The 14125-nt window shown below is 64.7% G+C and carries 13 protein-coding genes and 1 pseudogene; 11 read left to right on the forward strand and 3 right to left on the reverse strand.

Annotated features, from left to right (window positions below):
• Window positions 1–329, reverse strand: a pseudogene (locus AC1DYX_RS17925) (hypothetical protein); the annotation flags it as partial.
• Between the two features lie 163 nt (window positions 330–492).
• On the opposite strand from AC1DYX_RS17925, the gene AC1DYX_RS17930 reads away from it, so the two are divergent.
• The 4 genes from AC1DYX_RS17930 (at window position 493) to AC1DYX_RS17945 (ending at window position 4890) form a co-directional block, all read left to right on the forward strand.
• Window positions 493–1413, forward strand: a complete 921-nt coding sequence (locus AC1DYX_RS17930) for a LysR substrate-binding domain-containing protein (RefSeq protein ID WP_477261238.1) — start codon at window positions 493–495, stop codon at window positions 1411–1413.
• A 149-nt stretch (window positions 1414–1562) separates the two neighbouring features.
• On the forward strand, window positions 1563–2870 hold the full coding sequence (locus tag AC1DYX_RS17935) for a Glu/Leu/Phe/Val family dehydrogenase (RefSeq protein ID WP_477261214.1): 1308 nt from the start codon (window positions 1563–1565) through the stop codon (window positions 2868–2870).
• A 317-nt stretch (window positions 2871–3187) separates the two neighbouring features.
• Entirely contained in the window at window positions 3188–3400 is a 213-nt protein-coding gene (locus AC1DYX_RS17940) for a hypothetical protein (RefSeq protein ID WP_477261216.1), read from the forward strand.
• A 128-nt stretch (window positions 3401–3528) separates the two neighbouring features.
• Window positions 3529–4890: a Fic family protein gene (locus AC1DYX_RS17945; RefSeq protein ID WP_477261218.1), complete on the forward strand. Its 1362-nt coding sequence runs from the start codon at window positions 3529–3531 to the stop codon at window positions 4888–4890.
• Window positions 4891–4965: 75 nt separating this feature from the next.
• On the opposite strand, the gene AC1DYX_RS17950 is transcribed toward AC1DYX_RS17945, so the two are convergent.
• Window positions 4966–6285 carry a homoserine dehydrogenase gene (locus AC1DYX_RS17950; RefSeq protein WP_477261220.1) on the reverse strand — a complete coding sequence of 440 codons (1320 nt, stop codon included), beginning with the start codon at window positions 6283–6285 and terminating at the stop codon, window positions 4966–4968.
• 29 nt (window positions 6286–6314) lie between these two features.
• The gene (locus AC1DYX_RS17955) at window positions 6315–7541 is read right to left on the reverse strand and encodes a pyridoxal phosphate-dependent aminotransferase (protein WP_477261222.1); all 1227 of its coding nucleotides are present in this window, start codon (window positions 7539–7541) and stop codon (window positions 6315–6317) included.
• Between the two features lie 325 nt (window positions 7542–7866).
• Here AC1DYX_RS17955 and AC1DYX_RS17960 point away from each other — a divergent pair, with 325 nt between their 5' ends.
• The 7 genes from AC1DYX_RS17960 to AC1DYX_RS17990 form a co-directional block, all read left to right on the forward strand.
• The gene (locus tag AC1DYX_RS17960) at window positions 7867–8265 is read left to right on the forward strand and encodes an Mth938-like domain-containing protein (protein ID WP_477261224.1); all 399 of its coding nucleotides are present in this window, start codon (window positions 7867–7869) and stop codon (window positions 8263–8265) included.
• Window positions 8262–10067, forward strand: coding sequence for a glycosyltransferase family 39 protein (locus AC1DYX_RS17965; protein ID WP_477261226.1), 1806 nt, complete (start codon window positions 8262–8264; stop codon window positions 10065–10067). Before AC1DYX_RS17960 ends, AC1DYX_RS17965 begins: the two co-directional genes overlap by 4 nt.
• 10 nt (window positions 10068–10077) lie before the next feature.
• Entirely contained in the window at window positions 10078–10452 is a 375-nt protein-coding gene (locus AC1DYX_RS17970) for a DMT family transporter (RefSeq protein ID WP_477261228.1), read from the forward strand.
• Window positions 10453–10577: 125 nt separating this feature from the next.
• Window positions 10578–11732: a DegT/DnrJ/EryC1/StrS family aminotransferase gene (locus AC1DYX_RS17975; RefSeq protein ID WP_477261230.1), complete on the forward strand. Its 1155-nt coding sequence runs from the start codon at window positions 10578–10580 to the stop codon at window positions 11730–11732.
• 11 nt (window positions 11733–11743) lie between these two features.
• Window positions 11744–12727 carry a glycosyltransferase gene (locus tag AC1DYX_RS17980; protein ID WP_477261232.1) on the forward strand — a complete coding sequence of 328 codons (984 nt, stop codon included), beginning with the start codon at window positions 11744–11746 and terminating at the stop codon, window positions 12725–12727.
• Between the two features lie 73 nt (window positions 12728–12800).
• The gene (locus tag AC1DYX_RS17985) at window positions 12801–13715 is read left to right on the forward strand and encodes a formyltransferase (protein ID WP_477261234.1); all 915 of its coding nucleotides are present in this window, start codon (window positions 12801–12803) and stop codon (window positions 13713–13715) included.
• Window positions 13712–14125 (forward strand): NAD-dependent epimerase/dehydratase family protein (locus AC1DYX_RS17990; protein WP_477261236.1); only part of this gene is annotated, 414 nt, incomplete at its 3' end. The genes AC1DYX_RS17985 and AC1DYX_RS17990, both read left to right, overlap by 4 nt.

Below are 14125 nucleotides of genomic sequence, written 5' to 3' on the forward strand. Positions count from 1 at the left end.
AGCCAGCGGCGGCCCTTGGCGCGGCCCGCCCCGCGGCCCGCCTGCGGCGCCGGTTCCGGGCCGGCGGCCACGGTGTCGGGACCGCCCACGCTGAGCGCCACGTCGCCGAAATGCAGGGCCTCGTCGTCCGCGACGTAAGTCGCCGCGCCGTCGCCGGCACGCCAGCTGATGCGGCCGTCGGCACCGATCGTCAGGTCGATCGGGGCATGCTGCCAGTCGCTGATGTGGACGGCGGCATCATCGTCGCAGCCGATACGCCACGTGCCCGCCGCCAGTCCCAGCGACGCGCCGCAATGGCGTCCCGTCAGAATACGAATGTGCTTGATCATTTCCACTCCTTGATCGGTGCCGACGCAAGTGCGTCGTTCCATGGGGAGTACTTTAGCGGCCGGCACTGCGGCGTTCGCCGCGCAAACCGAACTTCTGGCGCGGATTCCGAATCGGCTCCGCGGAGTTAAAATGCCGCGACGATTCAACAGCACGGGACGCGGCATGGAAACCAAATGGCTCGAAGATTTCATTTCACTGGTCGAGACGAAGAACTTCAGCCGCTCGGCCCAGCTGCGCCACGTGACGCAGCCGGCCTTCTCGCGCCGCATCCGCTCGCTGGAAAACTGGCTCGGCACGGACCTGGTCGACCGCACCACGTTCCCGACCCGTGTCACCCCGGCCGGCATGGTGTTCTACGAGCAGGYGCTGGAAATGCTGGGACAGATCAACGGCGTGCGCGAAATGCTGCGCAACAACCGCGCCACCGTGGCACGGACGATCGACCTGGCCGTGCCCCACACGCTGTCCCTCACCTTCGTGCCGAAATGGCTCACGGCACTGGAACGCGATTTCGGGGCTATCAACAGCCGTCTCATCGCCCTCAACGTCCATGACGCCGTCCTGCAACTGGTCGAAGGCGGTTGCGACCTGCTGCTGTGCTATCACCATCCGCGCCAGCCGGTGCAGCTCGATCCGGGCCGGTACGACATGCTGCTGATGGGGCGCGAAGCGCTGTGCGCGTACGCCCGCTGCGGCGCGGACGGCGCACCGGAATACCGGCTGCCCGGCCACAAGGGCGCGCCGTTGCCCTTCCTCTCGTACACGACGAACGCCTACCTGGGCCGGATGGTCGACCTGATCCTGGCCGACGCGAAACCCGGGCTGCATTTCGAAAAACGCTACGAGACCGACATGGCGGAAGGCCTGAAGATGATGGCGCTGGACGGCCATGGCATCGCCTTCCTGCCCGAATCGGCCGTCGTGCGCGAGGTCGGACAACGGCAACTGGCGCGCGCGAGCGCCCCCGGCAGCTGGGAGATCGACATGGAGATCCGGTTGTATCGCGAACGTCCCTCCGACGCGCGGCCCGGCAAGCCGGTCGTCGCTGAGCTGTGGGACTTCCTGGTCGCGCAGCACCCATAGCACGCACAGCACGCATCCGCGTGATGCTTTTTGCGCATAGCCGCATGCGCAAGCAGCATTGGCAAGGATCCGGTAGCCCATCCTAAGATTCGTCCGTCGCGCAACAACATGCGCAGCGAACCCGAACCTCAGCCTACCGGAGACACCGAATGAGCAGCCAGCACGCCAGCAACCACGCCAGCAACTACGTTCCTTCCTATCTGAATCCCGACGACCTCGGCCCGTGGGGCCAGTACCTGCAGCAGGTCGACCGCGTCACACCGCACCTTGGCAGCCTGTCGCGCTGGGTCGAAACGCTGAAGCGTCCGAAGCGCATCCTGACCGTGGACGTGCCGATCGAACGCGACGACGGCACCATCGCGCATTACGAGGGTTACCGCGTCCAGCACAACCTGTCGCGCGGCCCCGGCAAGGGCGGCGTGCGCTTCCACCAGGACGTCACGCTGTCGGAAGTCATGGCCCTGTCCGCCTGGATGTCGGTCAAGAACGCGGCCGTCAACGTGCCCTACGGCGGCGCCAAGGGCGGCATCCGCGTCGACCCGGCCACGCTGTCGAAAGGCGAGCTGCAGCGCCTCACGCGCCGCTACACGAGCGAGATCAGCATGCTGATCGGCCCGACGAAGGACATCCCCGCGCCGGACGTGAACACCAACGAACAGGTCATGGCCTGGATGATGGATTCGTACGCCATGATCGAAGGCAACCTGTCGACGGGCGTCGTGACGGGCAAGCCGGTCTCGCTCGGCGGCTCGCTGGGACGCCGCGAAGCGACGGGCCGCGGCGTGTTCGTGGTTGGACAGCAGGCCGCCGCGCGGCGCGGCGTGGCGCTGGCCGGGGCGAAAGTCGCGATCCAGGGCTTCGGCAACGTCGGCGGCACCGCGGCCACGATTTTTGCGGACGCCGGTGCGAAGATTGTCGCCGTGCAGGACCACACGGGCACCGTCGTGAACGACGGCGGCCTGGATGTCGCGCGGCTGCATGAACACGTCGCCGAAACGGGCGGCGTCAAGGGCTTCCCCGGCGCCGACGCGACGCTGGACCGCGACGCGTTCTGGGACGTCGAATCGGACATCCTGATCCCGGCCGCGCTGGAACGGCAGATCACGGCGGAGGTCGCGACGCGGCTGCGCACGAAGATCATCCTGGAAGGCGCGAACGGCCCGACGACGCCGGAAGCCGACGACATCCTGACGGACAAGGACGTGCTGGTCGTGCCGGACGTGCTCGCCAACGCGGGCGGCGTCACGGTGTCGTACTTCGAATGGGTCCAGGACTTTTCGAGCTTCTTCTGGACGGAAGACGAGATCAATGCACGCCTGAGCCGCATCATGCAAAGCGCGTTCGATGCCGTGTGGGCGGTCGCGCAGGACAAGAAAGTCTCGCTGCGCACGGCGACGTTCATCGTCGCGTGCACCCGGATCCTGCAGGCGCGTGAGGTGCGTGGCCTGTACCCGTAAATTGGATGGAAAACCGCGGCACGTTGGTATCGCGGTAGGGTGGGCACCCCGTGCCCACGCGTGACGCCGGCACGACGCAAGCGTCGCGCGTGGGCACAGGGGTGCCCACCCTACGTCTCAAACGTACGTCACGGAATCGCGCAGGCATCGCGTGGCGCCCCCGCCGGTACGATGTCACGACACTTCAAAAAGCCATTTTTTGCCACACATTGCGCGCAGATAAGCATGCGTTAGAGCAAATATCGGATTTTTTGAGCGAACACAAACCGGCATCCGGACACGATTCTTGTGCGTCGCAGCACAGGTAGAATGCCCTGATGAAAACCACCCACACCCCTCCCCCACTGCCCGGCGCGGACGACGCGCTGTTCGACCAGGTCGAGCACCGCCTGCGCGCCCTCACCACCGTACCGCTGCACGCGCCATCCAGGCTGCCGCGCCGCTGCGTGGACGAGTTCGCCGACGGCTTCCTCGGCATGGCCAGCCTGCCGCCCCTGCCGCTGGCACGGCGCTGGCGCACTGCACAATGATGCATTGCCCGTAAAAGACAACCCAATCGCGGACTATAATCGAACCGCGCCACATTTGGCCAAATTTTGGCGCAGTTCTTAAAACTGCGCCATAATTGCGCCACATTCTTCAATGGCGCCAAACCGCGATGTCATCGAACACCGAAGTACTGCACAGCATTCAGGCGTCTAACGATGGACTGACACTGGCTGAACTGCTGACCAGGCATCCTGACCTGGCCCGCCGTACAGTGCAGCGCATGATCGCGAAGCTGATTGAGGACGGTCGAATCACCGCAATGGGGGAAGCCCGGGCGCGTCGCTATTTTCGTGCCGACACACGGCCGAGAGCCGGCGCGCCTACCACCCCGGCGGAYGGTTTCCCCGGATATATCCCTCTGTCTGCCGACAGCCTGGACATCGTCGCCTATATCGACCAGCCGCTGGAAGCGCGCAAACCGGTAGGCTACCAGCGCGATTTTCTCGATGCCTACCGTCCCAACGCAACCTGGTACCTGTCCGAGTCACTGCGCCGCCAGTTGCGCAAGATGGGCCAGACCACGGAAGTAGGTGCACCTGCTGGCACCTACAGCCGCGCCATCCTGAACCGTTTGTTGATTGACCTGTCGTGGGCCTCGAGCCACTTGGAAGGCAACACGTATTCTCGTCTCGACACGCGTGAGCTCATCGAGCATGGGAAAGCGGCGCGCGGCAAGGCTGCCATCGAAACGCAGATGATCCTGAATCACAAGACGGCGATCGAGCTGCTGGTAGAGAATATCGACGATGCCGGTTTCAACCGCTATACGTTGATGAATCTGCACAGCGCGTTGGCGGAAAATCTGCTCCCGAACCCTGCTGACGAAGGAAGAGTCCGGCAACATGCCGTCGACATCGGGAAAAGCGTCTATCGCCCGCTGTCCACGCCGCAGCAAATCGAGGACGCTCTGGACACGCTGCTCGACAAGGCCAGCCAGATCGCTGATCCGTTCGAGCAATCGTTCTTCATGATGGTGCATCTACCCTACCTGCAGCCGTTCGCCGACATTAACAAAAGGACGTCGCGACTCGCCGCCAACCTGCCGCTGTTTCGCGCGAATCTCTGCCCGTTGACCTTCCTGGACGTGCCCGAGCAGGCCTACAGCCGCGCCACGCTCGGCGTGTACGAGCTGACCCGCGTGGAATTGCTGCGCGACCTGTATGTCTGGGCTTACGAGCGCTCGACCCAGGAATACCTGGCCATCAAGCAGAACCTGGTAGAGCCGGATCCCCTTCGCCTGGCTTGGCGCGATCTAATCAAGCACACGATTCGCGACGTCGTCCTCCATCCGGAACTTGAACCGCTCGCCTGTATCACCCGCGCCGTCACGAAGCAAGTGCCGGCGCACGAGCAACCCAATGTCCAGGCGCTTGTCGTCGAGGAGCTCAGGCGGCTGCACGAAGGCGTGCTGGCCCGTTATGGCCTGCGGCCGTCCGATTACTCAGTTTGGAAGGCGGCACACGGGCACTGAAGCCGTATAACAAAAAAGCCGCACACCGTTCACACGGCATGCGGCTTCGATCGGTCGGCCGGCTGGCCGCGCGGATCAGCCCAGGCTTTCCAGGCGGATGCGCACCACCTTGCCCACGGTCGTCGCCAGGTGCTCGATCTTGGCGATCGCGGCATTGACGTATTTTTCGCGGGTCTGGTGCGTGATGATGACGATGTCCGTGCGCGCCTTCTCGCCCGGCTCCTTCTGCAGCACGGCGTCGATCGAGATGCCGGCGTCGGCCAGGATGCGGGTCAGGTCGGCCATCACGCCCAGCTGGTCCTGCACGGTCACGCGCAGGTAGTAGCTGGTGCGAATGTCTTCCATCGGCAGGATCGGCACGTCGGCCAGTTCCGTCGGCTGGAATGCCAGGTGCGGCACGCGCGAGTACGGATCGGCCGTCGCGAGGCGCGTCACGTCGATCAGGTCGGCGATCACGGCGGACGCGGTCGGCTCGGCGCCGGCGCCCTTGCCGTAGTACAGCGTGGCGCCGACGGCGTCGGCCTGCACGAGCACGGCATTCATCGCGCCTTCGACGTTGGCGATCAGGCGCGCGCCCGGCACGAGGGTCGGGTGCACGCGCAGTTCGATGCCTTCCCTGCCGTCGACCGTCGTGCGGCGGGTGATGCCCAGCAGCTTGATGCGGTAGCCCAGTTGTTCGGCGTAGCGCAGGTCCACGGCCTGCAACTGGCTGATGCCCTCGATGTGGGCGCTGCCGAACTGCACCGGGATGCCGAACGCGATGGCGGACATGATGGTCAGCTTGTGCGCCGCGTCCACGCCTTCGATGTCGAAGGTCGGGTCCGCTTCCGCATAGCCCAGTTCCTGCGCCTGCTTCAGCACGGTGGCGAAGTCCAGGCCCTTGTCGCGCATCTCGGACAGGATGAAGTTCGTCGTGCCGTTGATGATGCCGGCCACCGATTCGATGCGGTTGGCCGAGAGGCCTTCGCGCAGCGCCTTGATGATCGGGATGCCGCCGGCGACGGCCGCCTCGAACGCCACCATCACGCCCTTGGCCTGGGCCGCTTCGAAGATCTCGTTGCCGTGCAGCGCGAGCAGCGCCTTGTTGGCGGTGACGACGTGCTTGCCGTTGGCGATTGCCTGCAGCACCAGTTCGCGCGTCAGGTCGTAGCCGCCGATCAGTTCGACGACGATGTCGATGTCCGGATTGTTCACGACGGCGAACGGGTCGGCCACGACCTCCACTTCGCTGCCGACGATACGCTTGGCGCGTTCGAGGTTACGGACGGCGACCATCGCGACCTCGATGCCGCGGCCGGCGCGGCGGCGGATTTCTTCCTGGTTGCGTTGGAGGACGTGGTAGGTGCCGGCACCGACGGTGCCGAGGCCGAGCAAGCCTGCTTTGATGGGTTTCATATGCATTTACTATCTGCTGTCTGTCGTTCTCAGCGCGCGTGACGGCGCCGGTAGCCGTCGAGGAAGCGGGCGATGCGTGCGCACGCGTCCGTCAGGTCGTCGGAATTGGGGAGGAAGACCAGGCGGAAATGGTCCGGCGTCTTCCAGTTGAAGCCGGTGCCTTGCACCAGCAGGACTTTTTCCTCGGACAACAGCTCACAGATAAATTGCTGGTCATCGGCGATCGGGTAGATCTTCGGGTCGAGGCGTGGGAACATGTACAGCGCCGCTTTTGGCTTGACGCAGGTAACGCCCGGGATATCGGTCAGGAGTTGGTGAGCCAGGTCGCGCTGGCGTGCGAGGCGGCCGCCGGGGGCCACGAGTTCCGCGATGCTCTGGTGGCCGCCGAGGGCTGTCTGGATCGCGTACTGGCCCGGCGCGTTGGCGCACAGGCGCATCGAGGCGAGGATGTTCAGGCCGTCGATATAGTCTTTCGCATGGCGCTTCTCGCCGGAGATGACCATCCAGCCGGCACGGTAGCCGCAGGAACGGTAGTTCTTCGACAAACCGTTCAGGGTGACGAACAGGACGTCGTCGGCCAGCGAGGCGAGCGAGACGTGTTCTTCGCCGTCGTACAGGGTCTTGTCGTAGATTTCGTCGGCGTAGATGATCAGCTGGTGCTGGCGCGCCAGTTCGACGATTTCCAGCAGCACGTCGCGCGAATACAGTGCGCCGGTCGGGTTGTTCGGGTTGATGACGACGATCGCGCGCGTATTCGGCGTGATCTTCTTGCGCATGTCGTCGATGTCGGGCAGCCAGCCGGCCTGCTCGTCGCAGATATAGTGCACCGGGTTGCCGCCGGCCAGGCTGACGGCCGCCGTCCACAGCGGGTAGTCGGGCGCGGGCACGAGGACTTCGTCGCCGCTATTCAGGAGGCCCTGCATCCCCATCACGATCAGTTCCGAGGCGCCATTGCCAAGATAAATGTCGTCGATGCCGACGCCGCGGATATTCTTTTCCTGGGTGTAATGCATGACCGCCTTGCGCGGTGCAAACATGCCCTTGGAATCCGTGTAGCCGGCCGAGCTATGCATATTGCGGATCATGTCCTGGACGATCTCGTCCGGCGGATCGAAACCGAACACGGCCAGGTTGCCGATGTTCAGCTTGATGATCTTGTGACCATCTTCCTCCATCTGACGCGCGATCTGCAGCGCCGGGCCCCGGATCTCGTAGCAGACGTCGTCGAGCTTGTTGGATTTCTGAATCGGTCGCAAAATATCACCTTGAAAATTATTGACTGAGGGAAAGTGCACTAGTCCCGTAGCCGGATCGGTTGCGTCCGGGGCCTCGAGAAACCGTAGCGAGCGGCAGCAGTTTTGTCCGAGAAGCCCAGCCGTACTTGAGTACGGCGAGCATCGTATCCTACGCGGCCCGGACAAAAATGCAACGCGCAGTAGGTTTATCGACGCCCCGGTTGTTGCAATGCGAAAAACTTCATTCTGCCGAAAGCGCCCAATTTAAGCAACCCGGCATTTCTGGCACGTTGTGGAAACCAGTTACAATACGCCCCCTGTGCCTGTCATCACCCGGCTTTCCATCATGAAGCTCCATTCCAGCAGCACCGAAAAATACCAGACCGTCACCGGCTACGACCAATCTGGCGTCGAGATCAACGCCCAGCGCTTCGACTACAGCGTGCTCGTGATGCCCGAAGTGGCGCCGCGCGCCTGGCCCGTCGCACGCTTCGAAGACCTGACGGCCGCCCACTTCGAGGCCATCGCCGCCGACAAACCGGACGTCGTCATCCTCGGCACGGGCGAGCGCCAGCGCTTCGTCCATCCGCGCCTCGTCGCCAGCCTGTCCACGTTGCGCATCGGCGTCGAGAGCATGGACAGCCATGCCGCCTGCCGCACGTACAACATCCTGATGGGCGAAGGCCGCAAGGTCACCCTCGCGCTGATCATCGACACGGACAGCGAGGGTACGAAGGCCGCATGAACGACCTGCACCGGAACAAGACCCTCACCTGGACCCTGCTGATCGCCTTTGTCATCGCCCTGCTGTATGTACTGGGCGCGCGCACGCTGGTGCCGCCCGACGAAGGCCGGTACGCCGAGATGGCGCGCGAGATGTTCGCCAGCGGCGACTGGGTCACGACGCGCCTGAACGGCATCAAGTATTTCGAAAAACCCCCGCTGCAGACGTGGATGAACGCCCTGTCGTTCACCCTGTTCGGCCTGGGTGACTGGCAGGCGCGCCTGTGGACGGGCCTGTGCGGCCTGCTCGGCGTCGTGCTGACAGGCCTCGCCGGCACGCGCGTGTTCGGCGCGCGCATCGGCTTCTATGCCGCGCTGGTGCTCGGCTCCTCGTTCTACTGGGTCGCGTGCAGCCAGATCGATTCGCTCGACATGGGCCTGTCCGGCATGATGACGCTCTCGCTGTGCGCCCTCCTGATCGCCCAGCGCGACGATGCCGGCGAGGCCGAGCGGCGCAACTGGATGCTCGCGTGCTGGGCCGGAATGGCACTGTCCGTGCTGGCCAAGGGCCTGATCGGCCTCGTGCTGCCGGGCGGCGTGCTCGTGTTCTATACGATCTTCTCACGCGACTGGGCGATCTGGAAGCGCCTGCACCTCGTCAAGGGTCTGCTCCTGTTCTTCCTGATCGCCACGCCGTGGTTCGTGCTGGTCGGGCTGAAGAATCCCGAACAGCCGCATTTCTTCTTCGTCCACGAGCACTTCGACCGCTTCCTGAAGAAGGAACACCACCGCGAGGCGGCATGGTGGGTCTTCTTCGCCCTGCTGGCGGCCGGCAGCGTGCCGTGGCTCGGCGTGCTCGTGCAGGGCCTCGTCGCCGGCGCGCGCCGCGATGGCGAGACGACGCAATTCCGCCCGCGCCTGATGGTGCTTGTCTGGGTCGCGTTCATCGTCCTGTTCTTCACCAAGTCGAATTCCAAGCTGCCCGGCTACATCCTGCCCGTATTCCCCGGCGTCGCGCTGCTGGTGGCGTACTACCTGGACACCGGCACGCGCCGCGCGCGCATGGTGACGGCCAGCCTCACCGCGCTGCTGGGCGTGGCCCTGCTCGTCACCGTCCCGTTCATGGAAAAGCTGGCCAAGCATCCCGGCGAGGACGTGCTGTACGCGGCCTACCAGCCGTGGGTGCTGGCGGCCGGCCTCGTGCTGCTGATCGGCGGCTGCCTGGCCCTGCTGTATGCGCGCCAGATGCTGCGCGACCTGTTCGTCGTCGTGCTGGCCGTCGCCGGTTTCGCCGGTACGGAACTGATGCTCGTCGGCTTCGAACCGATCGGCAAGATCCGCGCCGGCGTCAACCTGCTGCCCGCCCTGCAGGCAGCCGGCGCCGCGGATCCGGCCGTCAAAGTGTATTCGGTCGGCATCTACGAACAGTCGCTGACCTTCTACCTGCGCCGTCCCGTGACGCTCGTCGACTACCGCGACGAGTTCGACTTCGGCCTGCAGCAGCAACCGGAACTCGCGATCCCGACGATCCCCGCCTTCGTCGCGCGCTGGCGCGCGGATGCGGCGGCGGGCGTGCGCAACGTGGCGATCATCCGCCCCGAGCTCGCCGCCGACCTGCAGCGCCAGGGCGTCCCACTGCGCATCGTCGCGACGGACAGCCGCCGCGCCGTCATCGCGAACTTTTGGGAACCTCGAAAAACCGTCGCGAGCGGCCGCAATGGCGTTCGAGAAGCGCAGCTGTACGGACGTACAGCGAGCATCGCAGGACGCCAGCCTACGCGGCCCGGTACAACCCGCAGCAGGTTTTTCGACGTTCCCCTTTGACCGACCGCACATGAATCTGACTACCTTTGCCTTCATCATTTCCGGCGTGCTCCTCAACGCCTGTGCCCAGCTGTTGCTGAAAGCGGGTACGAACGCCCTCGGCGGCGCGATTCATCTCACCATGAGCAACTGGTTCGAGACCTTCATCAAGGTCGTGACCCAGCTGCCGATCCTGGGGGGCCTGGCCTGCTACGGCGTGTCGCTGGTCGTGTGGATCATCGGCCTGTCGCGCACGGACGTGACGATCGCGTATCCGATGTTGTCGCTCGGCTATGTCGTGTCGGCCATCGGCGCCTGGATGTTCCTGGGCGAGGTGATCCCGCCGCAGCGCCTGGTGGCGATCGGCGTGATCGTGATCGGCGTGGTGTTGCTGGCAAGAACGTAACTTGGCGCCGCACGGCGCACTGCTACAATGCCGGCTTTATCCGCATAAACATGAACATAAACACCCTGCGCGCCGGACGCCGGCGCGCAGGGATAAATTCTTATCGAAAGAATAACGAGCTTCCCATGACTGCCGAGCTGCCCTTCCTGCCCTTTTCCCGACCCACTATCGACGAAGAGACCATCGCCGCCGTCGGCGAGGTGCTGCGCTCCGGCTGGATCACGACCGGACCGAAAAACCAGGCATTCGAGGCGCAGCTAGCCGAATACTTCGGCGGCCGTCCGGTACGCACCTTCAATTCCGGCACCTGCACGATGGAGATCGCGCTGCGCATCGCCGGCGTCGGACCGGGCGACGAGGTGATCACGACGCCGGTCTCGTGGCCCGCCACCGCGAACGTGATCCTCGAAGTGGGCGCGACGCCGGTCTTCGCCGACATCGATCCCGTCACGCGCAACATGGACCTGGACAAGCTGGAAGCCGCGATCACCCCGCGTACGAAGGCGATCATCCCGGTGTACCTGTCCGGCCTGCCGCTCGACATGGACCGCCTGTACGCCATCGCCAACCAGCACAAGCTGCGCGTCGTCGAGGATGCCGCGCAGGCCCTCGGCTCGCAGTGGAACGGCAAGCGCATCGGCTCGTTCGGCGACTTCGCCTCGTTCAGCTTCCAGGCCAACAAGAACATCACGACGGGCGAAGGCGGCTGCCTCGTGCTGAACAACCTCGAGGAAGCGCGCCTGGCCGAGAAGTACCGCCTGCAGGGCGTCACGCGCAGCGGCGTGGACGGCATCGACGTCGACGTCCTGGGCGGCAAGTACAACATGAGCGACATCATGGCCACGATCGGTCTCGGCCAGATGAAGCACCTGGAAACGCTGACGGCGCACCGCGCCGCACTGGCACGCCACTACTTCGACTGCTTCGGCCCCGACTTCGAAGAACAATACGGCGCCCAGCTGCCGATCCGGGCCTTCGGCACGAGCAACTGGCACCTGTTCCAGATCATCCTGCCGGACAACGGCCCGGGCACGCGCGCCGATTTCATGACCCGCATGCAGAAGGAACACAATATCGGCACCGGCTACCACTACGCGCCGATCCACCTGTTCACGCTGTACCGCGAGCGCGGCTTCAAGGAAGGGGACTTCCCCGTCGCCGAGAAGATCGGCCGCCTCACGGTCACGCTGCCGATGTTCAATGCCATGACTTTTGCCGACGTGGAGCGCGCCGTCGCGGCAGTAAAGTCGGTACTCAACCGCGCGGTGCTGGCAAAATGACGGCGGTGGCCATGAAGCCGGAAATCTCGGTCGTCATCCCGGTCTATAACGAGGAAGCCGGCCTCGCGAACCTGTTCGCGCGCCTGTATCCCGCGATGGACGCGCTGGGCCTGCCGTACGAAGTCATCTTCGTCAACGACGGCAGCCGCGACAACTCCGTGGCCATCCTCGCGGAGCAGTACCGCAAGCGTCCGGACGTCACGCGCGTCGTCCTCTTCAACGGCAACTACGGCCAGCACATGGCGATCCTCGCGGGCTTCGAACAGACCCGCGGCCAGATCGCCATCACGCTCGACGCCGACCTGCAGAACCCGCCGGAAGAGATCCACAAGCTGATCGCCAAGATCCGCGAAGGCTACGACTACGTGGGCTCGATCCGCCGCAAGCGCCAGGATTCCGCCTGGCGCACGGTCGCGTCGAAGGCCATGAACCACCTGCGCGAGCGCATCACGAACATCCACATCACGGACCAGGGCAACATGCTGCGCGCCTACGGCCGCAATGTGATCGATCTCGTCAACCAGTGCGGCGAAGTGAATACCTTCGTGCCGGCGCTCGCGTACAAGTTCGCGCGCAAGCCGACCGAGATCGTCGTCGAGCACGAGGAACGCGCGGCCGGCGAATCGAAGTATTCGCTGTACAGCCTGATCCGCCTGAACTTCGACCTGATGACGGGCTTCTCGCTGGTGCCGCTGCAGATGTTCTCGCTGCTGGGCATGACCCTGTCGCTGCTGTCGGCGCTGCTCGTGGTCGTGCTGATCATCCGCAGGTTCCTGCTCGGCGCCGAGGCCGAAGGCGTGTTCACGCTGTTCGCGATCGCCTTCTTCTTCATGGGCGTCATCCTGTTCGGCATCGGCCTCGTGGGCGAATACGTCGGCCGCATCTACCAGCAGGTGCGCGCGCGGCCGCGCTACGTCGTCGCGACGATCCTGCAGGGCGTGCCGGTCTCGCTGGCCGACCTGGACGGCATCGAAAAGCGCCAGGTCGGGCGCTGACCCTTCCCGCGCCGTCCCGCCCGCCGTGGCGCGGACGGCGCGCCAACATCATCCGCCGTCACGGCACGAGAACATGACCCAAACCCGCAAACGCGCAGTCGTCTTCGCCTACCACAACGTGGGCGTGCGCTGCCTGAAGGTATTGCTGGCCGGCGGCGTCGACGTCGCCCTCGTCGTCACGCACCAGGACAGCGCCGCCGAAAACATCTGGTTCGAATCCGTCCTTTCGCTGTGCGCGACGGAGGGCATCCCCTCTGTCACCCCGGACGACGCCAAAGGCGCCGACCTGCTGGACGCCATCCGCGCGGCGCAGCCGGACCTGATGTTCAGCTTTTATTTCCGCCACATGCTGCCGCAGGCGATCCTCGACATCGCTCCCGCGTACAACATGCACGGCTCGCTGCTGCCGGCCTATCGCGGCCGCGCGCCCACCAACTGGGCCGTGCTGCACGGCGCCACCGAGACGGGCGCCACCCTGCACGAGATGACCGTCAAGCCGGACGCCGGGGCCATCGTCGCGCAGCAGGCCGTCCCCATCCTGCCGGACGACACGGCGTTCGAGGTGTTCGGCAAGGTGACGGTGGCGGCGGAGCTGGCGCTGTACCACGTGCTGCCCTTTCTTCTGGCCGGCACCGCGCCGCGCACGCCCAACGACCTGACGCAGGGCGGCTACTTCGGCGGCCGCAAGCCGGAAGACGGCCGCATCGACTGGAACAAGCCTGCGCAAGAAGTCTACAACCTGCACCGCGCCGTCGCGCCGCCCTACCCCGGCGCCTTCACGGACGTGGGCCCGCGCCGCTACGTGATCGAACGCGCGCGGCTCTTCAACGGTAATGTTCAAGGACTCCCGCCCGGCCTTGCGGTCGTGGATAATGCCATCCTCGGCGTCTGCGGCGACGGCCGCGCGCTGGCGATCCACAGCCTGCTCGCCGACGGCCTGCGCATCTCCCCTGCCGAATTGCAGGTACAACTCAGAGAACCCACATGAAAAAAGTCCTCATCCTCGGCGTCAACGGCTTCATCGGCCATCACCTTTCCAAGCGCATCCTCGAGACGACCGATTGGGAAGTCTACGGCATGGACATGGCTTCCGACCGTATCAGTCACCTGCTCGACCATCCGCGCATGCACTTCTTCGAAGGCGACATCACCATCAACACGGAATGGGTCGAGTACCACGTCAAGAAATGCGACGTGATCCTGCCGCTGGTGGCGATCGCGACGCCGTCGACCTACGTGAAGGAACCGCTGAAGGTCTTCGAACTGGACTTCGAGGCGAACCTGCCGATCGTCCGTTCTGCCGCCAAGTACAAGAAGCACCTGATCTTCCCGTCGACGTCGGAAGTCTATGGCATGAGCCGCGACGCCGAATTCGATCCGGAGAACTCGGAACTGGTC

This window comes from Massilia sp. P2_C2 (genome assembly GCF_056404615.1).

What these genes read in the sequence shown, in the direction of transcription:
- AC1DYX_RS17935 (WP_477261214.1), top strand. Translation starts at nt 1,563, where the DNA reads ATGAGCAGCCAGCACGCCAGCAACCACGCCAGCAACTACGTTCCTTCC.
- AC1DYX_RS17940 (WP_477261216.1), top strand. Translation starts at nt 3,188, where the DNA reads ATGAAAACCACCCACACCCCTCCCCCACTGCCCGGCGCGGACGACGCG.
- AC1DYX_RS17950 (WP_477261220.1), bottom strand. Translation starts at nt 6,285, where the DNA reads ATGAAACCCATCAAAGCAGGCTTGCTCGGCCTCGGCACCGTCGGTGCC.
- AC1DYX_RS17960 (WP_477261224.1), top strand. Translation starts at nt 7,867, where the DNA reads ATGAAGCTCCATTCCAGCAGCACCGAAAAATACCAGACCGTCACCGGC.
- AC1DYX_RS17965 (WP_477261226.1), top strand. Translation starts at nt 8,262, where the DNA reads ATGAACGACCTGCACCGGAACAAGACCCTCACCTGGACCCTGCTGATC.
- AC1DYX_RS17970 (WP_477261228.1), top strand. Translation starts at nt 10,078, where the DNA reads ATGAATCTGACTACCTTTGCCTTCATCATTTCCGGCGTGCTCCTCAAC.
- AC1DYX_RS17975 (WP_477261230.1), top strand. Translation starts at nt 10,578, where the DNA reads ATGACTGCCGAGCTGCCCTTCCTGCCCTTTTCCCGACCCACTATCGAC.
- AC1DYX_RS17980 (WP_477261232.1), top strand. Translation starts at nt 11,744, where the DNA reads ATGAAGCCGGAAATCTCGGTCGTCATCCCGGTCTATAACGAGGAAGCC.
- AC1DYX_RS17985 (WP_477261234.1), top strand. Translation starts at nt 12,801, where the DNA reads ATGACCCAAACCCGCAAACGCGCAGTCGTCTTCGCCTACCACAACGTG.